The organism is Lacinutrix sp., assembly GCF_037625555.1.
Classification (GTDB): Bacteria; Bacteroidota; Bacteroidia; order Flavobacteriales; family Flavobacteriaceae; genus Lacinutrix.
In genome coordinates this window covers 1-23,442 of record NZ_JASJHV010000085.1, presented here as the reverse complement: position 1 = coordinate 23,442, position 23,442 = coordinate 1, and the positions used below count along the sequence as shown (strand labels likewise).

Annotated in this window: 20 protein-coding genes, 1 tRNA gene and 6 pseudogenes; 18 read left to right on the top strand and 9 right to left on the bottom strand. The window is 31.1% G+C overall.

Annotation, left to right across the window (positions count from 1 at the left end):
- The 3 genes and pseudogenes from QNK89_RS07520 to QNK89_RS07510 all read left to right on the top strand — a co-directional run.
- Nucleotides 1-525 (top strand): annotated as a pseudogene (locus QNK89_RS07520) (bifunctional folylpolyglutamate synthase/dihydrofolate synthase); the annotation flags it as partial.
- A 64-nt stretch (nucleotides 526-589) separates the two neighbouring features.
- Nucleotides 590-664, top strand: a tRNA-Val gene (locus QNK89_RS07515).
- A gap of 241 nt (nucleotides 665-905) precedes the next feature.
- A complete protein-coding gene (locus tag QNK89_RS07510) occupies nucleotides 906-1,574 on the top strand; it encodes a dienelactone hydrolase family protein (protein WP_340170400.1) in 669 nt (222 codons plus the stop codon).
- Between the two features lie 5 nt (nucleotides 1,575-1,579).
- Here QNK89_RS07510 and murF read toward each other — a convergent pair whose 3' ends face one another.
- On the bottom strand, nucleotides 1,580-2,863 hold the full coding sequence (gene murF / locus QNK89_RS07505; RefSeq protein ID WP_340170399.1) for a UDP-N-acetylmuramoyl-tripeptide--D-alanyl-D-alanine ligase: 1,284 nt from the start codon (nucleotides 2,861-2,863) through the stop codon (nucleotides 1,580-1,582).
- 66 nt (nucleotides 2,864-2,929) lie between these two features.
- Complete coding sequence (gene gldJ, locus QNK89_RS07500; RefSeq protein WP_340170398.1) at nucleotides 2,930-4,600, bottom strand: gliding motility lipoprotein GldJ; 1,671 nt, start codon at nucleotides 4,598-4,600, stop codon at nucleotides 2,930-2,932.
- A 276-nt stretch (nucleotides 4,601-4,876) separates the two neighbouring features.
- Here gldJ and porU point away from each other — a divergent pair, with 276 nt between their 5' ends.
- From porU to QNK89_RS07460, 8 genes are all read left to right on the top strand, one after another.
- On the top strand, nucleotides 4,877-8,749 hold the full coding sequence (gene porU / locus QNK89_RS07495; protein WP_340170397.1) for a type IX secretion system sortase PorU: 3,873 nt from the start codon (nucleotides 4,877-4,879) through the stop codon (nucleotides 8,747-8,749).
- Between the two features lie 33 nt (nucleotides 8,750-8,782).
- A complete protein-coding gene (porV, locus tag QNK89_RS07490; RefSeq protein WP_340170396.1) occupies nucleotides 8,783-10,042 on the top strand; it encodes a type IX secretion system outer membrane channel protein PorV in 1,260 nt (419 codons plus the stop codon).
- Between the two features lie 90 nt (nucleotides 10,043-10,132).
- On the top strand, nucleotides 10,133-10,615 hold the full coding sequence (cdd, locus tag QNK89_RS07485; protein ID WP_340170395.1) for a cytidine deaminase: 483 nt from the start codon (nucleotides 10,133-10,135) through the stop codon (nucleotides 10,613-10,615).
- 213 nt (nucleotides 10,616-10,828) lie between these two features.
- Nucleotides 10,829-11,830, top strand: a complete 1,002-nt coding sequence (gene pdhA / locus QNK89_RS07480; protein WP_340170394.1) for a pyruvate dehydrogenase (acetyl-transferring) E1 component subunit alpha — start codon at nucleotides 10,829-10,831, stop codon at nucleotides 11,828-11,830.
- 3 nt (nucleotides 11,831-11,833) lie between these two features.
- Complete coding sequence (locus QNK89_RS07475) at nucleotides 11,834-13,465, top strand: pyruvate dehydrogenase complex dihydrolipoamide acetyltransferase (protein WP_340170393.1); 1,632 nt, start codon at nucleotides 11,834-11,836, stop codon at nucleotides 13,463-13,465.
- Between the two features lie 92 nt (nucleotides 13,466-13,557).
- On the top strand, nucleotides 13,558-14,034 hold the full coding sequence (locus QNK89_RS07470) for a hypothetical protein (RefSeq protein ID WP_340170392.1): 477 nt from the start codon (nucleotides 13,558-13,560) through the stop codon (nucleotides 14,032-14,034).
- Nucleotides 14,035-14,337: 303 nt separating this feature from the next.
- The gene (locus QNK89_RS07465) at nucleotides 14,338-15,351 is read left to right on the top strand and encodes a M20/M25/M40 family metallo-hydrolase (protein ID WP_340170391.1); all 1,014 of its coding nucleotides are present in this window, start codon (nucleotides 14,338-14,340) and stop codon (nucleotides 15,349-15,351) included.
- 4 nt (nucleotides 15,352-15,355) lie between these two features.
- Nucleotides 15,356-16,039 carry an SDR family oxidoreductase gene (locus QNK89_RS07460; protein WP_340170390.1) on the top strand — a complete coding sequence of 228 codons (684 nt, stop codon included), beginning with the start codon at nucleotides 15,356-15,358 and terminating at the stop codon, nucleotides 16,037-16,039.
- Between the two features lie 29 nt (nucleotides 16,040-16,068).
- Here the strand turns inward: QNK89_RS07460 and QNK89_RS07455 are convergent, their stop codons facing one another.
- On the bottom strand, nucleotides 16,069-16,881 hold the full coding sequence (locus QNK89_RS07455) for an acyltransferase family protein (RefSeq protein WP_340170389.1): 813 nt from the start codon (nucleotides 16,879-16,881) through the stop codon (nucleotides 16,069-16,071).
- A gap of 378 nt (nucleotides 16,882-17,259) precedes the next feature.
- On the opposite strand from QNK89_RS07455, the gene QNK89_RS07450 reads away from it, so the two are divergent.
- The 3 genes and pseudogenes from QNK89_RS07450 (at nucleotide 17,260) to QNK89_RS07440 (ending at nucleotide 19,038) form a co-directional block, all read left to right on the top strand.
- The gene (locus tag QNK89_RS07450; protein ID WP_340170388.1) at nucleotides 17,260-18,591 is read left to right on the top strand and encodes a DEAD/DEAH box helicase; all 1,332 of its coding nucleotides are present in this window, start codon (nucleotides 17,260-17,262) and stop codon (nucleotides 18,589-18,591) included.
- 82 nt (nucleotides 18,592-18,673) lie between these two features.
- A pseudogene (locus QNK89_RS07445) lies at nucleotides 18,674-18,811 on the top strand (DUF6500 family protein); the annotation flags it as partial.
- Entirely contained in the window at nucleotides 18,811-19,038 is a 228-nt protein-coding gene (locus QNK89_RS07440; RefSeq protein ID WP_340170387.1) for a VF530 family protein, read from the top strand. The pseudogene QNK89_RS07445 and the gene QNK89_RS07440, both read left to right, overlap by 1 nt.
- A gap of 5 nt (nucleotides 19,039-19,043) precedes the next feature.
- Here the strand turns inward: QNK89_RS07440 and QNK89_RS07435 are convergent, their stop codons facing one another.
- The 6 genes and pseudogenes from QNK89_RS07435 to QNK89_RS07410 form a co-directional block, all read right to left on the bottom strand.
- Nucleotides 19,044-19,499 (bottom strand): tRNA (cytidine(34)-2'-O)-methyltransferase, encoded by a 456-nt coding sequence (locus tag QNK89_RS07435; protein WP_340170386.1) that lies wholly within the window; start codon nucleotides 19,497-19,499, stop codon nucleotides 19,044-19,046.
- Between the two features lie 73 nt (nucleotides 19,500-19,572).
- The gene (locus tag QNK89_RS07430) at nucleotides 19,573-19,713 is read right to left on the bottom strand and encodes a hypothetical protein (RefSeq protein ID WP_340170385.1); all 141 of its coding nucleotides are present in this window, start codon (nucleotides 19,711-19,713) and stop codon (nucleotides 19,573-19,575) included.
- 6 nt (nucleotides 19,714-19,719) lie between these two features.
- Nucleotides 19,720-19,827 (bottom strand): annotated as a pseudogene (locus QNK89_RS07425) (tryptophan synthase subunit alpha); the annotation flags it as partial.
- Nucleotide 19,828: 1 nt separating this feature from the next.
- Nucleotides 19,829-20,068 (bottom strand): annotated as a pseudogene (locus QNK89_RS07420) (anthranilate phosphoribosyltransferase); the annotation flags it as partial.
- Nucleotide 20,069: 1 nt separating this feature from the next.
- A complete protein-coding gene (locus QNK89_RS07415) occupies nucleotides 20,070-20,633 on the bottom strand; it encodes an aminodeoxychorismate/anthranilate synthase component II (protein ID WP_340170384.1) in 564 nt (187 codons plus the stop codon).
- Nucleotide 20,634: 1 nt separating this feature from the next.
- Nucleotides 20,635-20,943: pseudogene (locus QNK89_RS07410) on the bottom strand (chorismate-binding protein); the annotation flags it as partial.
- 692 nt (nucleotides 20,944-21,635) lie between these two features.
- Here QNK89_RS07410 and QNK89_RS07405 point away from each other — a divergent pair.
- The 4 genes and pseudogenes from QNK89_RS07405 to QNK89_RS07390 all read left to right on the top strand — a co-directional run bounded on the left by QNK89_RS07405 (nucleotide 21,636) and on the right by QNK89_RS07390 (nucleotide 23,241).
- Nucleotides 21,636-21,764, top strand: a complete 129-nt coding sequence (locus QNK89_RS07405) for a hypothetical protein (protein WP_340170383.1) — start codon at nucleotides 21,636-21,638, stop codon at nucleotides 21,762-21,764.
- Between the two features lie 6 nt (nucleotides 21,765-21,770).
- A pseudogene (locus QNK89_RS07400) lies at nucleotides 21,771-22,390 on the top strand (thioredoxin family protein).
- 113 nt (nucleotides 22,391-22,503) lie between these two features.
- Nucleotides 22,504-22,815: a rhodanese-like domain-containing protein gene (locus QNK89_RS07395; protein ID WP_340170382.1), complete on the top strand. Its 312-nt coding sequence runs from the start codon at nucleotides 22,504-22,506 to the stop codon at nucleotides 22,813-22,815.
- 39 nt (nucleotides 22,816-22,854) lie between these two features.
- Nucleotides 22,855-23,241, top strand: a complete 387-nt coding sequence (locus QNK89_RS07390) for a rhodanese-like domain-containing protein (protein ID WP_340170381.1) — start codon at nucleotides 22,855-22,857, stop codon at nucleotides 23,239-23,241.
- Nucleotides 23,242-23,442 lie beyond the last annotated feature (201 nt).

Sequence of the window (23,442 nt, the reverse complement as noted above, 5' to 3'; positions counted from 1 at the left end):
TCTGATTTAAAAGGGTCTTACCAAGTTAAAAATATCCAAACAGCAATTCAATCCATAGAACAACTAAAATCACAACAATTTAATATTTCTGATGAAAGTATAAAAAATGGGCTTCTAAATGTTGTAAAGAATACTGGTTTGTTAGGTAGATGGCAAATTTTAAAGCAGTCACCTAAAGTTATTTGTGATACAGCACATAATAGAGAAGGCCTAGAAATTGTAATAAGCCAGCTCAAAAGAGAAACATTTAACAAACTACATATAGTCTTTGGAGTTGTAAATGATAAAGATTTAGATACTATTGTAGATCTTTTACCAATTAATGCTTCATATTACCTATGTAAACCAAATATTCAAAGAGGTTTAGATTCTAATAAACTTTTAAAGCATTTTAAAGATAAAAACTTAATTAGTCAAGCCTATAATTCTGTAAATGAAGCATATAAAAAAGCTTTAGTTAACGCTAATAGTAATGATGTTATTTATATAGGAGGCAGTACTTTTGTTGTTGCAGAAATAATTTAAAAATTTTTTCAAAAAAACTTTTGTGTAATCAAAATCTCGTGTATATTTGCACACCTAATAATTAGGGCGACTAGCTCAGTTGGTTCAGAGCACTTGGTTTACACCCAAGGGGTCAGGGGTTCGAATCCCTTGTCGCCCACTTAAAATTAAAAATCCCAATGATTGTTTTCATTGGGATTTTTTTATTCTATAAATCTTATTTTAAATATTTATTAAGACTCTTCTAATAAAATTTAAGTCATGAAAAATTTATTAATTATATTTTTGTAGCTTTATTAATTTTTGCTTGTAAAAATAATAAAGACATAACGAATAACGAATTAACTAACATTAATTATGAAATCGCAGTTGTTAAAGATGATTTAAATGAATCCAAACAGATGATTAAAGAAACAATAACATTTACATCTGAAGATAATTTACAAATTACTGCAGATGTATATAAAGTAAATAATAACCCAATAACTATTTTATTATGTCATCAGGCTAATTTTAGTCGTGGTGAATATCTAGAAACAGCTTTACTTTTAAACAGTTATGGTTATTCTGTAATGGCAATAGACCAAAGGTCAGGAGATAAGGTTAATGGAGTTGTTAATGAAACAGCAAAATTTGCTAAAACAAATAAAATGGATACAGATTATATAAGTGCTAAGCCAGATATTATAGCAGCAATTAATTATGTTTACAAACATAATGGTAATAAGAGAATATTAGTAGTTGGGAGTTCTTATTCAGCTACATTAGCTATGTTAATAGCAAAGGATAATGATAAAGTAAAAGCAGTTGCTGCTTTTAGTTCTGGAGAGTATTTTAAAGGTATAAGTATTCAAAATGAAGTTAAAGCTCTAGAGAAGCCAACATTTGTAACGGCTTCGCTTTCCGAAACTAAAGCATTAACTACTTTGATTAGTAAAATGGAAACTAATAACCTCTTTTATTACAAACCTAAAGAAGAGTGTATTCATGGTTCAAGAGCACTTTGGGATTCAACCAAAGGATTCGAAGGTTATAGAAGTATGTTTAAGACTTTCTTAGACGTTTTGTAAAGTTTTTATATTAATTCTAACAAGCGCTCTAAAGCCATTCCACGAGAGCCTTTAATTAAAAGTGTAGCATTTTTTATCTTTGTAGATTTTAAATGCTCTTTTAATTCTTCAAAAGTACCATATTGTACTATTTCAGTAGTATTTATTTCAGTTTCAGAAAAGTTTTTACCTATTAAATAAACCTTATCAAGTTTTAGGCTAGTTGCTAAATCTGCAATGGTTTGATGTTCTTGTTTCGCTTCATTTCCTAATTCAAACATATCACCTAGAAAAGCTATTCTCGTTTTGTCTTTTAAACCACTAAAATGCTTTAAAGCAGCAGTCATACTAGTTGGGTTTGCATTATATGCATCTAGAATAATTTTGGTGCTCTCTTTCTTAATAATTTGCGAACGATTATTTGTAGGAACATAATTTTCTATCGCTTCTTTTATTTCATTTATAGAAACATTAAAATAGTTGCCAATTATTATTGCAGTACAAAGGTTTGTAAAATTATATTTACCTACTAATTTAGATGTAATTAATGTTTTTCCTGTTTTTAATGATACAAATGGATTAGCGCTAATAAACTTAATATTAAAGTAATCAATATCTATTTCTGAAAACCCAAATTTTTGCTCGTAAGTATTTAATTTTTCTTTTTGAATATCATCATCCGCATTTAAGAATACATGTTTATTATTTTTAATTAAATAATTATACAATTCACTTTTCCCTTTAATAACACCTTCAACACCTCCAAATCCTTCTAAATGTGCTTTTCCAAAATTTGTTATATAACCAAAGTCTGGTTTAGCAATGTTGCATAAAAACTCTATCTCCTTTTGGTGATTTGCTCCCATTTCTACGATTCCAATTTTAGTTTCTTTAGACATAGCTAAAAGCGTTAATGGAACTCCAATGTGGTTATTTAAATTGCCAATAGTAGCTGTTGTATTATATTTTTTAGAAAGTACTGTATTTATTAATTCTTTAGTAGTTGTTTTACCATTACTACCAGTTAATGCAATTATTGGCGTGTTTAAATATGTTCTGTGGTATGAAGCCAGATTTTGAAGTGTTTCTAAAACATTATCTACTAATATAGTTTGCTCAGATTTTTTATATTCTGGCTCGTCTATTATCACATATTTAGCACCTTCTGTTAGTGCTTGTTCGGCAAAAACATTACCATTAAAATTGTCTCCTTTTAAGGCAAAGAACATTGTGTTTTTAGATATTTTTCTTGTGTCTGTAGATATACTGTTACACTTTAAAAATAGGCTGTGTAGTTTTTCTGTTTTCATAAAATAAAAGTATAAAAAAAGTCCTAACTATACGTTAGGACTTTTAATATTATTTTAAAACTATTATTAGTTTTTCGTTTTGTTTGTAGATTTAGATTTTGAACCAACTCTAGAAAGCGCACATCTAAATCCAATATAGTCTGTTGCCATATTTTGTGGGAAATAACGTCTTTGTGCTGGATCTAACCAATATTCTCTATCTTTCCATGATCCACCTTTAAAAACTCGAGCTTCATCATTTACTAAAGAAGTTCTTTTAGAACTCTTATCCCATTCTCTTATCATTTTACCAGTAGAATCTACTTCAGTTCTATGCTTTGGAGAATTGTACATTTTGTTAGTAGTTGAATTTTCTTCACCACCAGTTGATTCCTCATCAAAATCATCATATACTCTAGAAGAGCGTCTATCTCCATCTCTAAAGTTACGATTGTCACTTCTATCAAAATTTGTTCTTAAATAAGTTTCATCTTCATCAATTGGTTTTTGAGCAATTTCTCCAGGTAAATCTCTAGCTATAACTTTTCCGTTAGGCAATGTGTCGTAAACAATGTTACCAGTTGTTACAACTTTTACAGTACCATCATCATTTAAAACGTTTTTTGTATAAACATTTCCTCTGTAGTAGTTAAAATCATTAAACTCGTCATCAACAATAGGTCTGTAAACATCTGCAACCCATTCTGCAACATTCCCAGCCATATCATATAAACCATAATCGTTAGCAGAGTATGATTTTACTTGTGCAGTAATATCTGCACCATCATCAGACCATCCTGCTATTCCGCCATAATCACCTTTTCCTTGCTTAAAGTTTGCTAATTGATCTCCTTTAACTTTACGCTTTCCAGAACGTGTGTATTGCCCATCCCAAGGATATTTTTTACGACCTCTGTAAGAATTGTAACTTCTAATTTCAGATAATCCTAAAGCAGCATATTCCCATTCAGACTCTGTTGGTAGTCTGTATTTTGGAGAAATAATGCCTGTTTCTCTAGAAGCGTATACATTAATTTCTTCACCATTAGCGTCTGTTTGTGCCTTTAGCTTTCCGCCTCTTAATATATCTTCATTACCTCCAAAAGTTTGAGTAGGAGCATTTATGTATGTGTCTGTACTAAAGTTAGCATCTGCTGTTGCTTCGTATTGGCTATCTTGTTTAAGGTATCCTTCTTGTTGAAGTGATTTTTCCTGAACTCTATCAGATCTCCAATTAGCATACTCAACTGCCTGTATCCAGCTAACACCAACTACAGGATATTGTCCATAACCTGGGTGACGTAAGTAGTTGTTAGTCATTACTTCATTGTAACCTAAACGGTTTCTCCAAACTAAAGTATCTGGAACAACACCTTCATATATTTTTCTAAAATTTTCGTCTTCTGGTGGGTAAACTTGCTTAATCCATTCTAAATACATTAAGTAGTTTTGATTAGTTACTTCTGTTTCATCCATGTAAAAAGACTGAACATGTTGTTGGTTTGGTGTGTTATTCCAATCATGCATGACATCATCTTGAACACGCCCTTTAGTAAAAGTACCGCCTTCTACAAAAACAGTTCCAGGAGGAGTTTCTTGTTCTTTAAATTTTGTGTTGTATTGAAAACCGCCTTCTTTAGCATTAATTTCCCAACCAGTGGCACTATCTACGTTCGATCCACCAGATCTACCACATCCAACCAAGGTTAATGAAACTGCTAATAACATTAAAATCCTTGATACAATTACTTTTTTCATACTGATACGTTTAGGTAAGCTAATTATGTTATTTATTGGATACGCAATATAATAATTCTACCTAACTCTACAAGTTATTTTATAAAATTAAGTTAAAAAATTATCACGTTTAAACCTATTTATTTACAATACATCGATAATTTATTTGTATTTCAATAAATGTTTTGAGGTATTATAACGTCTGTTCTTTTAATTTATTATTGTAATTTTGAAACGTTTTAATAAAAATAATTAAAATGTAATAATAACATTGAAATTATCACGTTATTCAATACAATGAAAAAGATATTATTTGTCATCACGGTGCTAATTAGTACTTTGGTATACTCACAGCAAAAGAAATTTAGTCTCAATTGGAATACTGCTAAAACCCTAAATACAGAAGGTTATAGTATTACTGTGCCTAGTTTTTCTCCTCAAGAAAATTACAGTTTTAGTTTTATTAATGGTCTTAACTTTGTCTCACAGTGGGAAAGCAATACCTATATTAACGAAAGCAGTGTGTCGTTATCAAATGTAAAGTATACCTCAATACCTAAATCTGAATTAAAAGATCTTGATTTAAAAACAATACCAACCTCTATTAAGTTTAGTTTAAAAAATGCACAGACTCGAGAAGATATAAAGTCTGTATTAACGGTTTCTGCTATTGTTAAAACAGGAAATAACACTTACAAAAAAGTAACCTCATTCACTGTCAACTATTCAAATTCAATTACATCTTTTAATAAGAATAATAAACAACCAATATCTAATTCTATTTTAAATACTGGAAACTGGTATAAATTTGGAATTAAAAAATCAGGAGTGTTTAAATTGTCTAAAAACTTTCTAAATAATCTTGGTGTAAATACAGGTTCTATAGACCCAAGGTCTCTAAAAATTTATGGTAATGGTGGGCAAATGATTCCTTACTTAAATGATGATAATTACCCAATTGATCCTGTAGAAAATGCAATTAAAGTTGTAGGTGAGGAAGATGCTGTTTTTAATGATAATGATTATGTTTTGTTTTATGGAGTGGGACCAAAAGGAAATGTTGAAGATGCTTTAATTAATACAAACTTAAATGTATATCAAGATATTACCTTTTATTATATAAACGTTGGTTTTGGAACTGGTAAGAGAATTCAAAATATGGTTGAACCAACAGAGAATGCTACTACAACTATAATCACTTTTCAAGACTATCAATTTCATGAGGTAGACGAATTTAATCTTGCTTTCGTTGGGAGAAGATGGTTTGGAGATAAATTAGACATTGAAACAACTAAGACTTTCGATTTTAGTTTCCCTAATTTAGTTAATACGGAACCTATTAAGTTTGTATTTAATGGTGCTTCAACTTCAGATAATTCTGCAACATGGACAATTAATTTTAATGGTAATACTGTTACAACAATTACAACTCCTGGTCTTGAAGATTTTAATTATGGAGTTGGTGCAAATTATACAGGAGATGTACCAGTAGTATCAGACAATGTTTCTGTTCAGGTTAATTACGATAAACAAGGTGTGCCAAGTGCTGTAGGTTATATAGATTATTTGTCTTTAGAAGCAACAAGAGAGTTGAGTTTTAGCGGTAATCAGTTACAGTTTTACAACAGGTCTACTGCCCAAGCTACTGGTGTTGGTATGTATACTTTAAATAATGCTAATAATGTATCAGAGATCTGGGATATAACAGATATTAATAACATTACCAATAAGCTGAATACGGAATCCACAATAAATTTTAAGGCAAATTTAGGTAGTTTAAAAAAATATGTAGCACTAACGTTGTCAGATTTTTATGAGCCTACGCTTTTGGGAAATTCATCAGTTGTAAATCAAAATATAAAAGGAACAATTTTTAATAACAATCAAGGCGGTTTTCTAGACGTAGATTATTTAATAGTAACACCAAAGTCACACTTAGCTCAGGCAGAACGGTTAGCTCAAATTAATAGAACTAAAAATAATTTAAATGTAAAAGTTGTAACTGAAGAATCAATTTATAACGAGTTTAATACAGGTAATAAAGATATTTCGGCAATTAGAAATATGGTTCGCTATGTTTATAATAATGCAAGTTCTCCAGAAAATAGATTAAAATATCTATGTCTATTTGGTGATAGCTCATTCGATTACAAAGGTAGAATATCTTCAAACACATATAATTTACCCTCATGGCACGCTTATGATAGTTTTAATCTAACTAACTCATTTGTTTCAGATGACTTTTATGGGATGATGGATGTAAACGAAGGCACAATGGTGACCTCAAATTTGTTAGATATTGCTGTTGGTAGAATATTAGCAAATACACCAGAACAAGCAAAACAAATGGTAGATAAGGTGGAAGTCTATTATTCTAAAGAAGCATTTGGTAGTTGGAGAAATAATATTATTGCTATCTCAGATGATGTAGATATCGCTTGGGAAAGAGTGCTTCAAGAAACCACAGATGAGATAGCTGATTTAATTACAACAGAGAAGCCTTTTTTAAATGCAGTAAAAATTCATACAGATTCTTATCAACAAGAAGCATCTGCAGGTGGAGATCGCTATCCGGAAGTTACTACTGCAGTTTCTAATGCTATAGAGAATGGCGCTTTAGTAATGAATTATTTTGGACATGGAGGAGAAGATGGTTGGGGATACGAAAGGCTTTTTCAAAAAAATGACGCTCAAGAACTTAGAAATGATTGTAAGCTAACTTGTTTTGTAACTGTTACCTGTGAATATACTAGATTTGATAACCCATTGCGAGATACAGCCGGAGAACTAGTCTATTGGAATAAGAGTGGAGGAGCAGTTTCTTTAATATCTACAACGCGACAGATTTTTGTAACCGTAGGTGTTACTTTTAATACCATTTTAGAAGAGTATTTGTTTTCTTACAGTGATACAGATAATTATGCCGACAACGAATATCCAACAATGGCAGAAGCACTTAGGTTAGCAAAAAATAATAATAGTATTGCAGGAATTGGACAAAAATACTTAGTTTTCTACATAGGAGATCCAGCTTTAAAATTGGCTTTCCCAGAGCCAGATGTGCGATTAACTAAAATTAACGATATTCCAATAGCTGGAAATACAGAAATACTAGAGGCACTAAGTTATGCAAAACTAGAAGGAGAAGTTACAGATGAAGCTGGTAATCTTTTAACAAATTATAATGGTAAATTAATTACTACTATATACGATAAGCCAATACAAAGAGAAACATTAGCAAATGATAATACTTTTGAAGGCAGTGAGCTTATTAAATTAGAATATGAAACTTTAGGTGAGGTAATATTTAGAGGGCAATCAACAGTTACAAATGGTAAATTTGAATTCGATTTTATTGTGCCTAGAGATATAGGTATTCCTGTAGGTTACGGAAAAGTAAGCTTTTATGCGTTTACAGAAGCTCCTGCTAGTGATCAATCTGGAGCAAATACAAATTCAGTACAAATAGGAGGAATAAACCAAAACGCAGCAGAAGACAATCAAGGACCAAATATTAATCTATACATGAATGATGAAAATTTTGTTTCTGGAGGTATAACTAATGAATCTCCTACCTTATTAGTAAAATTGCAAGACGAAAACGGAATTAATACCGCAAGTGGTATTGGTCATGATATTGTAGGAATATTAGATGGTGACGAAGTTAATCCATATGTTTTAAATAATTATTATGTTACCGAATTAGACGATTACACAAGAGGGAGTTTAAGTTTTCCATTAAGAGACTTAGAGCCTAGATTGCATACCTTAACATTAAAAGCTTGGGATGTTTATAATAATTCTTCAACAAGCGAGTTACAGTTTAGAGTTTTTAATGAAGACGAACATTTAATAATCGAAAACGTTCTTAACTATCCAAATCCATTTGTAAACTACACAGAGTTTTGGTTTAGCCACAATAGTTCAGAAATATTAGACGTGTCTGTTCAAGTTTTTACAGTTTCTGGAAAACTAGTGAGAACACTAAATGGGCAAACAACTGGAGTTGGTACAAAATCTACAAGTTCAACATCTAGAGATATTATTTGGGATGGAAGAGACGATTTTGGAGATAAAATTGGAAAAGGTACATACATATATAAACTAAAAGTACATTCTAGCGCTACAAATAAAACAGTAGAAAAAATCGAGAAACTTGTAATACTATAATAAAGAATTATATTTGTTAAATAAAATTGATATATGAAAAGAAATATTTTAATAATAATATTAGTTGTTTTTGCTTTTAAAAGCAATGCCCAAAGCTCATTTCAAATTGAACCTTATCAAGATTCTAGAGTAATAACCACAGGAATGCCCTTTCTATTAATTGCACCAGATGCAAGAGCTGCAGCAATGGGAGATATGGGAGTTGCAACATCTCCAGATGCCTTTTCACAGCAGTGGAATTCATCAAAATATGTGTTTTCAACAGATAAGTCAGGTGTCGCAATAAGTTACACACCTTATTTAAGTAAATTAGTAAATGATATCTTTTTAGGAAACGTTACTTATTTTAATAGAATTAATGAACAAAGTGCTTTTGCTGCTAGTTTTAGGTATTTTTCATTAGGTGAGATTGCGTTTGTAGAAGATGAGTTTTCTGAAGAATTAATTCAAAAACCAAACGAATTAGCAGTAGATATATCTTATGCTTTACGATTAAGCGATCAGTTTGGTATGGCAGTAGGAATGCGTTACTTGCGTTCAGATTTAAAACTAAATTTTGGTGATAATGATGTAACTGCTGCAAGTACTTTTGGAGTAGATATTTCAGGATATTACCAAAGTGAAGAAGAAGCTTACAACGATTTTAATGGTCGATGGAGAGGTGGTTTTGCACTTCAAAATTTAGGACCTAAATTTAAGTACGATGAAGGTGGGCAAGAAAACTTTCAACCTACAACATTACGTATAGGTGGTGGTTTCGATTTTATTTTCGACCAATACAACAAATTAGGTGTTACAGCAGAATTTGCTAAATTATTAGTGCCAACTCCTCCTGTATATGGAGTTAGAATAGAATATGTAGACAATAATGGAAATGGTCAATACGATCTTCCAGATAACGATCCTACAACTACAGATGATGAATTTATTAGTACAGAAGAAAACTATATAATTTCAGGACAAGATCCAAATGTAGATTTCGTTTCAGGAATTTTTCAATCTTTTGGTGATTCTCCAGGAGGAGGAAAAGAAGAATTACAAGAATTTACTTATGCTGTAGGCCTAGAATATTTATATCAAGACTCTTTTGCTTTTAGAGCAGGTTATTTTAACGAGCATGAAACCAAAGGAGCACGTAAGTTTTTTGCTTTAGGAGCAGGGTTTAAATACAACGTAATAAATGTAGATTTATCTTATTTATTTTCTGCATCAAAAGTGCAAAGCCCATTAGAAAGTACGCTGCGTTTTTCTCTAACGTTTAATCTTGGAGAAGGAGAGTATACAGAATATTAATATTATATTGACACCTAAAAAAACAAAAACTATTGCTTTACGCAATAGTTTTTTTGTCTAAATTAGTTTATGTTACCATATTCAATAACTATGAAAGAAGTAAAAATAGAATCAAAACTATATGTTTTCGATAGCTTAGAAGAGACACCTAAAGAGATTCAAAATTTAATGCAGTTTGCAATAGAAGCGAGAGATAATGCTTATGCTCCTTATTCTAAGTTTCATGTTGGCACAGCTCTTTTGTTAGATAATGGTAAGATTGTTTCGGGAAGTAATCAAGAAAACGCTTCTTATCCATCTGGATTATGTGCAGAAAGAACTGCTATTTTTTATGCAGGTGCTAAATACCCAGAAGCCAAGGTTTTAAAAATGGCAATTACTGCAGCCTCTCAAAACCAAAAAACCAATAAGCCAATACCTCCTTGTGGAGCTTGCAGGCAGACTATTGCAGAGTATGAAACAAAACAAGACAAGTCTATAGAAATTTATTTTATGGGAGAAACTGGAAGTGTAATGAAATCTAATTCATTAGCAAATTTATTACCATTTGGTTTCGATTTTTCTAATCTATAACGTTTTCGTAAAATAAAACATCAAATTCGTTTTACATTAGTTAATTTTCACTTTTGCAATACCAATTCAAAGTGTTACTTTTGTTATTGCAATATTTTTTTAACTGTTTAGTTTATCTAATCAATCTACAAAAGATAGAGCAAAGAAGAGTCGGTTTTAAAAATGACATCTTAATTTAAAAAGGTTTTAAATTTACAGAATACAGATACCAAAATGCAAAAAATAACCAAAGAAGTTTACCTTAAGTGGTTCGAGGATATGTTATTCTGGAGAAAGTTTGAAGACAAACTAGCTGCAGTCTATATTCAACAAAAAGTTAGAGGGTTTCTTCACTTATATAATGGTCAAGAAGCAGTTTTAGCAGGAGCATTACATGCTATGGACTTAACCAAAGATAAGATGATTACTGCATATCGTAATCACGTTCAACCTATAGGTATGGGAGTTGATCCTAAACGTGTAATGGCAGAGCTTTATGGTAAAGCAACTGGTACTTCTCAAGGTTTAGGTGGTTCTATGCATATTTTTTCAAAAGAACACCGTTTTTATGGAGGACATGGTATTGTTGGAGGACAAATTCCACTAGGAGCAGGAATTGCTTTTGGAGATAAATACCACGATAAAGATGCAGTAACTATTTGTTGTTTTGGAGATGGTGCAGCCAGACAAGGTTCGCTTCACGAAACATTTAATATGGCAATGCTTTGGAATTTGCCAGTAGTATTCGTTTGTGAAAACAACGGTTATGCAATGGGAACAAGTGTAGAGCGTACAGCAAATCATACAGACATATGGAAACTTGGTCGTGGTTACGAAATGCCTTCAGGTCCTGTAGATGGTATGAACCCTATTAAAGTAGCAGAAGCTTTTGATGAGGCTATTACAAGAGCTAGAACAGGTGGAGGACCAACATTTTTAGAAGTAAAAACATACCGTTTTAGAGGGCACTCAATGTCAGATGCACAGCATTATAGAACAAAAGATGAAGTTGCAGAATACAAGAAAATTGATCCAATCAAGCAGGTAAAAGATGTTATTTTAAAAGAAGGATATGCCAGCGAAGACGATATAAAAGTAATAGATAAACGAGTTAAAGCATTAGTTGCTGAATGTGAGAAATTTGCAGAAGAGTCTCCATATCCAGAAAAAAGCGTCATGTATGATGCCGTTTACGAACAAGAAGATTACCCATTTATCGAGCATAAAATAAAATAAGCTATGGCAGAAGTAATAAATATGCCGCGTTTAAGCGACACAATGGAAGAAGGCACTGTAGCAAGTTGGCTTAAAAAAGTAGGTGATAAAGTAGAGGAAGGCGATATTTTAGCTGAAATTGAAACAGATAAAGCAACAATGGAGTTTGAATCTTTTAACGAAGGAACGCTACTTCATATTGGTATTCAAGAAGGAGAGACTGCAAAAGTAGATACGCTTTTAGCAATTATTGGAGATGAAGATGAAGATATTTCAAGTTTATTAAACGGAAATTCTTCTGAAGCAAAAGAAACTAAAGCAGAAGAAAAGCCAGAAACTATCATTCAGAGTAAAAGCGATGAGTCTAGTCCATCTCAAGAATTACCAGAAGGTGTTATAGTTGTTACTATGCCTCGTTTAAGTGATACAATGGAAGAAGGGACTGTGGCAACATGGTTAAAAAAAATAGGCGACACTGTAGAAGAAGGCGATATCCTTGCTGAAATTGAAACAGATAAAGCTACAATGGAATTTGAATCTTTTCAATCTGGAACCTTATTACATGTAGGTTTAGAGGAAGGAGATACAGCTAAAGTAGATTCTTTGTTAGCAATTATAGGTCCTGAAGGAACAGATGTTTCTTCTGTTGCAAAAAACTTAACAGCTGGAAACAATTCAGCTAAAAAAGAAGACACACCAAAACAAGACACACCAAAACAACAAGAAGTACCTAAAGCAGAAGTAAAACAAGAAGCACCAAAACAGAAGATACAAGCGACTGTTTCAACTTCAGAGGCTGCAGGAAGACTTTTTGTGTCTCCTCTAGCTAAGAAAATGGCCGAAGAGAAAGGAATTCAGTTAAACCAAGTAAAAGGTTCTGGTGAAAATGGACGTATAGTAAAACGAGATATCGAGAACTTTACGCCATCTGCAACAGCTTCTGCATCAACTGCGAAGTTTGTAGCATCAGGTCAAGAAGATTTCGACGAAGTACCAAACTCAAACATGCGTAAAACAATTGCTAAAAATTTAGCAAAATCTAAGTTTACTGCACCACATTATTATTTAAATGTGGAGTTTGATATGGAGAACGCAATAGCATTTAGAGGACAATACAATTCTATTCCAGAAGTAAAAATCTCTTATAATGATATGATTGTTAAAGCATGTGCTTTAGCATTACGCGAACATCCGCAAGTGAATTCACAGTGGTTTGAGGATAGAATGCAATTAAATAATCATGTACACATTGGTGTAGCAGTAGCAGTAACAGATGGACTATTAGTACCAGTAGTTAAATTTGCAAACGAGCAAAGTTTACCACAAATTGGTGCAGCTGTTAGAGAATACGCAGGAAAAGCAAGAAATAAAAAATTATCTTTAGATGAGATGGAAGGCAGTACCTTTACTATTTCTAATTTAGGAATGTTTGGTATTAAAAGTTTTACTTCAATTATCAATCAACCAAATTCTGCAATACTATCTGTAGGTGCCATTGTTGAAAAGCCAGTAGTTAAAAACGGACAAGTAGTTGCTGGAAATACAATGAAATTAACTCTAGCATGCGATCATAGAACAGTAGATGGTGCAACTGGAGCTCAGTTTTTACAAACACTAAAAGGCTATATTGAAAATCCAGTAACCATGTTGGTTTAAACTAATTTCAGTATTTTCAATAAATAACTTAAAATAAAATTAAAATAAAAAACACAAAGTCTATTATAATTTTGGCATTTCTAACGTTATCAATGTTAGTATCCAATGCTCAAAAAAAGAAAGTAGCTGTTGTTACTTTTTATGCAGATAAAACTATTGATTTATCAGTATTAAGTGCTTCGGCAGATTTAATAGCCAAAAACACTAAACTAAGTGACGATCCTAATTTTAATTTAACCGAACCATTAAAAAAGTTACATCAAGCCTTTTTTGCAGAATACACAAAGAATTTCGATTTTGAAATTATCGACGAGGCAGAAGTGTTATCTAATGAAACTTACCAAGCCTTTGTGCCTACTTACCAAGAAGGTAATACCTTTTTAACAGATGTAGAAACAACAACGTCTATTGAAGAATACAATGTAATACCAAGTTATAGAAAGAATGTAAAAGATTTAAAGGAAGTAGCAGAGGCTTTAGGAGTAGATGCTATTATGTTTGTTAATCTATCTTTCGGGTTTGTTAAAACCGGAATAGGAAGTATGGGCTACGTAAGTGTTCAAGCTTGATATAGTATAGATTTATTTACAAAAGACAACAATAGTATTTTTCAATTTCGTGAAATAGCAGGATTAAAAAAGAAAGCTGTTATGGTTGGTGGTATTCCTGTTATGAGTACAAGTAAAATACAACCAATGTGCGAAAGTGCTGTCGACAAATTAATGAAAGACTTAAATAAAAAAGTTCAACGTCTTGCAAAAAAGTCGAATAAAAAAATGAAATAGACTATAAACTATTTTACACTATATTAATAGCCTGACTCAAGAATTTGATTCAGGTTTTTTATCTTTATAAACAAACATATAAAACAAATGAAAACTCTCACAATTCTAAGTTTCTTAACCTTATTTATAAGTTGCGATTCCACTAAACAAGCATCAACAGAATCTAATCCCGTAAAATCAACGACAACTACTACAACGGTTGATGAAACTGAGGCAAAAGTTAATACTACAAACTTTGTAACTGAACAGGAAATAAAAGGTATGGTGTCTTTTTTAGCTTCAGATGATTTAGAAGGAAGAGATACAGGAAGCGAAGGTATAAACGAAGCAGCAAATTATATAGAAACACAGTTTAAAAATTATGGATTAAAACCATATTTCGAAACCTATCGTGATAATTTTACTATTGGAGAACTAGATGCCTACAATGTTGTTGGTTACCTTGAAGGTACAGATCCTAAATTAAAAGATGAGTTTATTCTTATAGGAGCCCATTATGATCATATTGGATCAGCAAAAGATGTAAATGGTGATACTATTGCAAATGGAGCAAACGATAATGCAGCAGGAACAAGTGGAGTATTGTCTTTAGCAAAGTATTTTACAGAACAAAAAAACAATAAAAGAAGCATCATTTTTGCAACATTTACTGCAGAAGAAAAAGGATTATTAGGTTCTAAACATTTAGCAGAAAAACTAAAAGAAAATAATATTAATTTATACACAATGATTAACATTGAAATGATTGGTGTTCCTTTTATAGGAAGAGACTATCAAGCATTTATTACAGGTCATGAATTATCTAACCTAGCAGAGGTAATGAATGATTATGCAGGAGAAAAGTTAATTGGCGCATCAGACGTGGCTAAAAAATATGGCTTATTCAAACGTTCAGATAATTATGCGTTTTATCAAGCGTTTAAAACACCATGTCATACAGTATCTTCATGTGACTTAACTAATTTTGATTTTTATCATCATGTAGACGATGAGGTAGACAAATTAGACTACCCATTTATGACAAAATTAATTAACAAATTGGTACCTGTTTTAGTGCAAATGGCAAATGCTCCAACACAAGTTATTAAAATGAACGAGTAAGAAAATGGCTAAAAATATTATAATAACAGGAACAAGTAGAGGTATTGGTTTTGAGTTGGTACACATATTTGCCAATCAAGGACATAATATATTAGCGCTCTCTAGGAACGAACAAAAAGTAAGTAATCTTAATTTTGATAATATAGAGTCTTTTGCTTTCGATTTAGGAAAAAAAGAGGATTATAGAAAAGTAGAAGATTATGTCTCTAAAGAATGGAAGCATGTAGATGTTTTAATTAATAATGCAGGAACCTTATTAAATAAGCCGTTTGCAGAAACATCGATGGAGGATTTTGAGAACGTTTATAAAACAAATGTTTTTGGAGTAGCCGAAATGACACGTTGTATGTTACCGTTCATGAAAAAAGAAAGTCACGTTATAACTATAAGTTCTATGGGTGGAGTTCAAGGAAGCGTAAAGTTTCCTGGTTTGTCTGCTTACAGTTCTAGTAAAGGCGCTGTTGTAACTCTTACAGAGCTTTTAGCCGAAGAGTATAAGGAAACTGGACCAAGTTTTAATGTGTTAGCTTTAGGAGCAGTACAAACGGAAATGCTAGAAGAAGCCTTTCCTGGTTACCAAGCACCAACTACTGCATTAGAAATGGCAGAATACATAGCAGATTTTTCTTTAAACGGTAATAAATTTTATAATGGGAAACTATTGCAGGTTTCTAATTCTACGCCTTAAGGGTTAAAAAAAATTATTTTAATTAATACTTATTTTGTAGCATATTTCTTTGCTTCTAAAGGTTTTCCAAGTCCTAAGTAAGCTGTGTAAAGTTGTTTATTATAGCTTGCAGTATCTCTGTAACCATCAATATTGCTAAGTCTTGATAAAACATTTAGCGCTTCTTTATGTTTTTTTGCAGTGTTATAAACAATTGCAAATGCAGAATCGTACTTTTGTGGTGCATCGTTAACAATATCTTTAAAAAACAGAAAGATTGCAGCAGAGCTAACCAAAACATTAGGTGTTAAATACCAATAATAACTCCCATTAAAATTAGAGGCTTCTTTTGTTAAAGAATAGGTTATTAATATTGTAAAAATCACGCCCATACTAAATAAAAAAATAAGCTTATATTTTTTTATTGGTTTTAATTTTGATAGATAATAACCTAAAACCATATATCCCAGAAACCCAGAAAAATTCATTAATTCAATTTTGGGTAAGAATTTATTAAAATTAGAAGTTGCAAATAGAATTGTGAAAGACCAAATGATCAAAAAATAACGAATTTCCTTTTTATTAACATGCTTTATCCATTTTATTAATATTGGAATAAATAGATATAAACCAAGAAGTGTATAAATAAACGACAGATGATATTGGCTTCCGTGTAAGAGTTTATTAATTAAAAGGTTTAAAAATTCAAAAAACTCATAAGACTTGCTACCAAGAATAAAAGCGTCATAGAAAACATAAATTAAGCTCCAAAAAATAAAAGGAGGTAATATTCTAAGAACACGCTTACTTAAGAAATCGTTTAATTGATAATCTTTATCTAATAAAAGGGCTCCGGAAATCATAAAAAAACAGGAACAGAAAATCTAACAATACTATCATAAATGTTTCCAGTTTGCCAAGTTAATAACGGCAATTTATTGTATTTGTATAATATTGGAGCAGCAATATTTAGAAATATTACTGAAATAGTAGCAATAGCTCGTTAATTTGTAATCCAAAAAACATTCTTTTTTGTCATAATAGGTGTGTTTTGTTTTTTATAAAATCAAGATGGATAGTGTCAAAGACCAAGAATGCATTATCGAGTTCTATTTACTAAACCATAATTTATAAACTATCATCTATCAAATTTACTACAAAAACATAAAATAGCACTACCTTTGCAGCTTAATAAAAAGAGATAGCCTAGATAGTTAGAGTTTATCTCATAAACTAAATCTATGTCATTCAAATTATTGGGCCTTTCTGAGCCTATACTAAAAGCAATTAGTAAAAAAGGATATACTACACCTTCTCCTATTCAAGCAAAAGCAATTCCACCAGTTTTAGATGGTTACGATGTTTTGGCATCTGCACAAACAGGTACTGGAAAAACCGCTGGTTTTACCTTGCCAATGCTTCACATTTTAAGCGAAAACCCAAAAGAAAAATTTAGACCTATTCGTGCGTTGGTATTAACACCAACAAGAGAATTAGCAGCACAAGTGTATGCTAATGTTAAGGAGTATAGCGAATTTTTAAATTTACGTAGTGCAGTTATTTTTGGTGGTGTAAACCAAAAGCCTCAAGTATCTAATATTAGAAATGGAGTAGACATATTGGTTGCAACACCAGGACGTTTGTTAGATTTGGTAAACCAAGGACACATTTCACTTAAGCGTATAGAAATATTTGTATTAGATGAAGCAGATAGAATGCTTGATATGGGTTTTTTACGCGATATAGAACGTGTGATGAAACTAATGCCTGACAAAAGACAAAATTTAATGTTTTCGGCTACGTTCTCTAAAGACATTAAAAAATTAGCATATACAATACTTAAAAACCCTGTACAGGTAGAAGCAACACCTGAAAATACTGCTGTAGAAGCAATTTCTCAAAAAGTATACAGAGTCGCTAAAGGTTTAAAAACAGGACTAATAATTAAATTAATTTCTGAAGGTAATTGGAAGCAAGTTTTGGTGTTTACTAGAACTAAACATGGAGCTAACAATTTAACAAAAAAGATGATAGCTTCAGGTATTTCTGCTGCAGCCATTCATGGAAATAAAAGTCAAGGTGCAAGAACTAAAGCTTTAAAAGGTTTTAAAGAGGGTACAGTACGCGTTATGGTTGCTACAGATATTGCAGCACGTGGATTAGATATTCCTTTATTACCACATGTTATTAATTTTGAAATTCCAAATGTTTCTGAAGATTACGTTCATAGAATTGGAAGAACAGGAAGAGCAGGAGCAAATGGAGTTGCTATTTCTTTTGTGAGTGCAGATGAAACTACTTTTTTAAGAGATATTGAAAAGCTAATAGGAGAGAGGTTACCAGTTGAGGTTTTAGAAGGATTTGAACCAGATCCAAATGCATCTACTAAACCAATTAAACCAGGTCAAAACAGGCAACCAAGAAATAAAGCTAAAAGTTCTGGTAAAGGCTCTGGAGAGAGAACTAAAGGAAATACTGATTCTAGAAATGGAGGAAGAAGCCGAAGTAATAATAAGAGTAGAAGTTCTAGTAACGATAGACGTTCTGGTGGAGAAAGACGATCTAGAAGCTAAACAAATGACCTCAATTTTAAAAAATAAAATAATTGAAGTGTGCAATGCAAAAATTGCAAAAAAATGAGATAGTGTAGGACTCTCTTTTTATGCTTTCTTTAAAAACAAGAACGATAACCCAAAGTTATTAATGGAAGCAGCAACTTGGTGGATAGAAAAACACCAACTAGATCACTTTGAAAAAGCAGTGAAAATTAAGAAAATGATTGAAAGTATATAATGGAATTTCAACCAAATAATCCGCTTCATGGTATAAAGCTAGAAAAAATCATTACAGATTTACAAGCGCACTATGGTTGGGAATATATGGGATATAATATAAAAATAAAGTGCTTTACAGATAATCCATCTATAAAATCTAGTTTAAAATTTTTACGTCGTATGCCTTGGGCTCGAACTAAGGTTGAGACTATGTATTTAGAGTATTTAAAGAAAAACAATGGATAGTTATTCTATAAATCCAATTGTCTTAAGCCTTCATAAACTATAATACTCACTGCGTTAGCTAAGTTTAGACTTCTAACATGATCGCTATATAAAGGGATTTTAAATAATTTATCAGCATTATTTTCTGTTATAGATTTTGGTAATCCTTTAGATTCTTTTCCAAAGACCAAAAACAAGTCTTCGGTATAATTAATATCCCAATGTTTTTTTGTGCCATGGCTAGACAAGAAAACCATTTTTTCAGTTTTATTTTTGCTAAAAAATTCTTCAATATTTTCGTAATAATGTAAGTTAAGATGTTGCCAATAATCTAAACCAGCTCTTTTTAACCTTACATCTGTAATCTCAAAACCAAATGGTTTTACTAAATGTAGATTAGAGCCGGAAGCTAATGCAAGTCTTCCAATGTTTCCTGTGTTGTTTGGTATTTCGGGTTCTATTAATACAATGTTAAGAGGCATTTTTAAATAGGAGTTTTATAATAATTAAACGAATTAAAAGCATCCATGGAAAACCATGTATTACCACATCTAGCTAATCTTTAAGCTGCATGCTTTTTGCACCACCTAAAATCCATTTAAGTTTTCCCCAAAGATGAGGTTCTGGAAAAAATGGCGCTAAGCCCAAAGTAAGACAGAGAAGTAAAATAATTTTATAATCGTTTAAAAGTTTCAATACTTTTTAGTTTATTATGTTTTTTGTAAAATAATCAATTTTATTTAAACCATTTTTAGTTAAATGTTTAATAAATGCAGATCCAATAATAGCGCCTTTAGCAAATTCTGTAGCTAGTACCACATAAATCTATTGCATTAAAACTAGATAAATCTACTGGAATACATAATTCTAAAAGCGCATCTCGAAAACCTTGAAGCTCCCCTAAAGTGATACTTCTCATCATGAAAACAGTTAGAAAAGATGCAATTTGACTTTGGTTGTATTTAGCTTCAGATATGTTTACTAAAACATTTCTAGCTTCTTCACTGGAGATGTTTTTGTGATTTATTAATCTATTTAGTATCTGTTTCATATTAATTATTAATCCAGTTTTCTAAAATTTGTTTTCCTTTTGGTGTTAAAACACTTTCTGGGTGATATTGTACACCTCTAACATCGTATATTCTATGTCTTAGCGACATTATTTGACCGTTTTCATCTAATGATGTAGCCACTAATTGTTCTGGTAGATTTGTGTCTACTACCCAAGAATGGTAACGCCCTACCTCAATAATTTTGTTCATATTATTAAACAAATATTCATTGTCAACAGTAATATTTACATGAGTAGCTACACCATGAAATACAGTGTCGAGGTTAATTAATTTGCCACCAAAAACTTCTGCAATAGCTTGTTGTCCTAGGCAAACTCCAAGAATGCTTTTAGTTGCTGCATATTTTTTTATTATTGCTTTTAGCAATCCAGCTTCATCAGGAATTCCTGGGCCTGGAGATAATACTATTTTATGGAACGCATTAACCTCTTCTATATCTAGTTTGTCGTTTCGCTTTACGGTTACTTCACAATTTAAGTCTTCTAAATAGTGTACTAAGTTGTAAGTAAAACTGTCGTAATTATCTATTACTAATACTTTCATATTAAATGTCTTTAGCTAATTCTATAGCTTTAGTTAATGCTCCTAATTTATTGTATACTTCTTGTAATTCGTTTTCTGGATTAGATTTAGATACCAATCCTGCACCAGCTTGCCAATGTAGTTCGTGATTTTTACTTAAAAAAGTTTTTATCATTATTGCATGGTTATAATTACCATTAAAATCCATAAAACCTATAGCTCCACCATAAAACGCACGACTTGTTTTTTCGTATTTTTCAATTAGTTGCATGGCTCTGTGTTTAGGTGCTCTACTTAAAGTTCCAGCAGGAAAAGTATCTGCTAAGATTTTTTTAAAATTTGTGTAAAGGCTAAAAGTTTTCATAATGTGATAAAAAAAAAAGGCTTGTCGTGATAGACAAGCCTTTTGTATGTTAATTAAATATACTTAAGAGTTAATTCACGAATTGATTTTTCAAGACGTCCACCACCAAGTATTATTTAAAGTTGTTTTCATAGTTTTTCCGCGAAAGCGTTAATATTATAGTAAAGCTCAAATATAGAAATCAAATTTCAACTTTCAAATTAATTTTAACGTAAATATTTGTTAAAAGAAGTTTGTAAATAACTGGCGGTTGTTATTTTTATAAAATGAAAAAATATTTTTTACTAATATTGGTCTTATTTTTTTCTTGTAAACAAGAAAAAAATAGCACTGAAATTATTAAGACTGATGAGACTACAGTTGAAAATTTAATATTGAAAGTATATGATTATAATGGTCTTGAACCGTTATTAAATATAAATGACGATAAAATTTATGTTGTTAATTTTTGGGCAACCTGGTGCGCACCTTGTGTTAAGGAGTTGCCTTATTTCTAAGCTTTAAATAAAGAATATCAATCTAAAAATGTAGAAGTTGTTTTAGTAAGTTTAGATTTCCCAAAACAGTACGAAAAAAAACTAAAACCTTTTATTATTAATAATAACTTAAAATCTAAGGTAATTGCTCTAAACGATGTAGATTCGAATACTTGGATACCTATGGTTAGTAAAGATTGGTCTGGAGCTATACCTGCAACATTAATTTATAAAAATGATAAAAGAGCGTTTTACGAAAAATCTTTATACTTAGAGGAATTAAAAACTGAAGTCAATAAATTTTTAAATTAAAATATTATGAAAAAAATAGTAAAATTAATATTGCTTATTGCAATAACCTTTAGTGTTTGGTCTTTTACAAAAGCCAAAAAAACAGTAGATAATGGTTACAAAATTGGAGATGTAGTAAAAGACTTTAAGTTGGAGAATATAGATGGGAAAATGGTTTCTCTGCAGATTTTAAAGATGCAAAAGGTTACATAATTACATTTACATGTAATACTTGTCCATATGCAGTAGCTTATGAAGATAGAGTAGAGGGTTTAAATAAAATGTATGTTGCAAAAGGTTACCCAGTAATTGCAATCATGCCTAATAATGTTAAAGTAAAGCCAGAGGATGGAATGAAGTATATGAGAGAACGTGCTAAAGAAAAAGGCTTCACTTTTCCTTATTTAATAGATGAAGGACAACATGTTTATCCTCAATTTGGAGCAACTAAAACACCTCATATTTATGTAGTACAAAAAGCAGAAAAAGGAAATGTAGTTAAATATATTGGTGCTATTGACGATAATTTTCAGAATGCTGAGGAGGTTAAAAATAAATATTTAGAAGATGCTGTTAATGCATTGTTAGATGGAAATGATATAGATGTAACCGAAACAAAAGCAATTGGATGTTCTATTAAAACATAAAAAAACAAAGTTTTTTAAAGAAATTAACCTGAAGTTGTAACACTTCAGGTTTTTTTTCGTCTATATCTTAAGGAAACGTTAATTTTATTAACTTTGTACCCTAAAAAAAGATAATGGCAGATTTAACACAAGAGCAATGGGCTCAACAACTTAAAGCAGATGATAATGCTTTTATATTAGACGTTAGAACAGAAGAAGAGGTAAAGGATGGTTTTATACCAGAGGCTAAGAATCTTAATATTTTTAAAGGCCAGGCCTTTATTTATGAATTAGAAGCGCTTGATAAAAGCAAAAATCACTATGTATACTGCAAAGCAGGAGGCAGAAGTGCTCAAGCTTGTGCAATTATGAATCAATTAGGATTTGAAAATGCTTATAATCTACTAGGTGGATTTTCAGAATGGACAGGTGAAGTAGACCGATAGTCTTTATAAAAACCAATTAATCAATCAAAAATAATTATCATGAAAAAATCAACAATACTATTTATTCTAATATTTGCTCTAGGTGTTTTTAGTTGTTCTAAAGAGACAGAAGGAAGCATAACAGTAGTTTCGATAGAAGAAATGGAAACATTAATAGATTTAGAAAATGTACTGTTGGTAGATGTTAGAACTCCTGAAGAGCATACTAAAGGACATATTTCTAATTCACAAAATATAGATTTTAATTCGCCTACTTTCAATAAAGATATTGCTGTTTTAGATAAAGAGAAACCAGTGATCTTATATTGTCAAAAAGGTGGTAGAAGTGCAAAATGTGCAGAAAAAATGTTAAAAGCTGGCTTTAAAAAAATCTATGATTTAAAAGGCGGGTTTTCAGAGTGGCAACATGTTGATTTAGATATCTAAAACTTAAGGTTCTGTCGCATCTGCTAAAATTAAGCATCAAGTTTTAAACTAATTTAATTTTTTAAGAAGCTAATGATATAAACGATTTGTAGGTTGAACTTTCAGGGTTCACCAGTTGATTTTTCTTTATCATTCTAACTACTTCTATTCCTGATATGGTTCTCTTTGCTGATTCAAATTCTTTAAAACCTAGACCTAGCA

What these genes read in the sequence shown, in the direction of transcription:
- QNK89_RS07510 (WP_340170400.1), top strand. Translation starts at nt 906, where the DNA reads ATGATTAAAGAAACAATAACATTTACATCTGAAGATAATTTACAAATT.
- murF (WP_340170399.1), bottom strand. Translation starts at nt 2,863, where the DNA reads ATGAAAACAGAAAAACTACACAGCCTATTTTTAAAGTGTAACAGTATA.
- gldJ (WP_340170398.1), bottom strand. Translation starts at nt 4,600, where the DNA reads ATGAAAAAAGTAATTGTATCAAGGATTTTAATGTTATTAGCAGTTTCA.
- porU (WP_340170397.1), top strand. Translation starts at nt 4,877, where the DNA reads ATGAAAAAGATATTATTTGTCATCACGGTGCTAATTAGTACTTTGGTA.
- porV (WP_340170396.1), top strand. Translation starts at nt 8,783, where the DNA reads ATGAAAAGAAATATTTTAATAATAATATTAGTTGTTTTTGCTTTTAAA.
- cdd (WP_340170395.1), top strand. Translation starts at nt 10,133, where the DNA reads ATGAAAGAAGTAAAAATAGAATCAAAACTATATGTTTTCGATAGCTTA.
- pdhA (WP_340170394.1), top strand. Translation starts at nt 10,829, where the DNA reads ATGCAAAAAATAACCAAAGAAGTTTACCTTAAGTGGTTCGAGGATATG.
- QNK89_RS07475 (WP_340170393.1), top strand. Translation starts at nt 11,834, where the DNA reads ATGGCAGAAGTAATAAATATGCCGCGTTTAAGCGACACAATGGAAGAA.
- QNK89_RS07470 (WP_340170392.1), top strand. Translation starts at nt 13,558, where the DNA reads ATGTTAGTATCCAATGCTCAAAAAAAGAAAGTAGCTGTTGTTACTTTT.
- QNK89_RS07465 (WP_340170391.1), top strand. Translation starts at nt 14,338, where the DNA reads ATGAAAACTCTCACAATTCTAAGTTTCTTAACCTTATTTATAAGTTGC.
- QNK89_RS07460 (WP_340170390.1), top strand. Translation starts at nt 15,356, where the DNA reads ATGGCTAAAAATATTATAATAACAGGAACAAGTAGAGGTATTGGTTTT.
- QNK89_RS07455 (WP_340170389.1), bottom strand. Translation starts at nt 16,881, where the DNA reads ATGATTTCCGGAGCCCTTTTATTAGATAAAGATTATCAATTAAACGAT.
- QNK89_RS07450 (WP_340170388.1), top strand. Translation starts at nt 17,260, where the DNA reads ATGTCATTCAAATTATTGGGCCTTTCTGAGCCTATACTAAAAGCAATT.
- QNK89_RS07440 (WP_340170387.1), top strand. Translation starts at nt 18,811, where the DNA reads ATGGAATTTCAACCAAATAATCCGCTTCATGGTATAAAGCTAGAAAAA.
- QNK89_RS07435 (WP_340170386.1), bottom strand. Translation starts at nt 19,499, where the DNA reads ATGCCTCTTAACATTGTATTAATAGAACCCGAAATACCAAACAACACA.
- QNK89_RS07415 (WP_340170384.1), bottom strand. Translation starts at nt 20,633, where the DNA reads ATGAAAGTATTAGTAATAGATAATTACGACAGTTTTACTTACAACTTA.
- QNK89_RS07405 (WP_340170383.1), top strand. Translation starts at nt 21,636, where the DNA reads ATGGTTAGTAAAGATTGGTCTGGAGCTATACCTGCAACATTAATTTAT.
- QNK89_RS07395 (WP_340170382.1), top strand. Translation starts at nt 22,504, where the DNA reads ATGGCAGATTTAACACAAGAGCAATGGGCTCAACAACTTAAAGCAGAT.
- QNK89_RS07390 (WP_340170381.1), top strand. Translation starts at nt 22,855, where the DNA reads ATGAAAAAATCAACAATACTATTTATTCTAATATTTGCTCTAGGTGTT.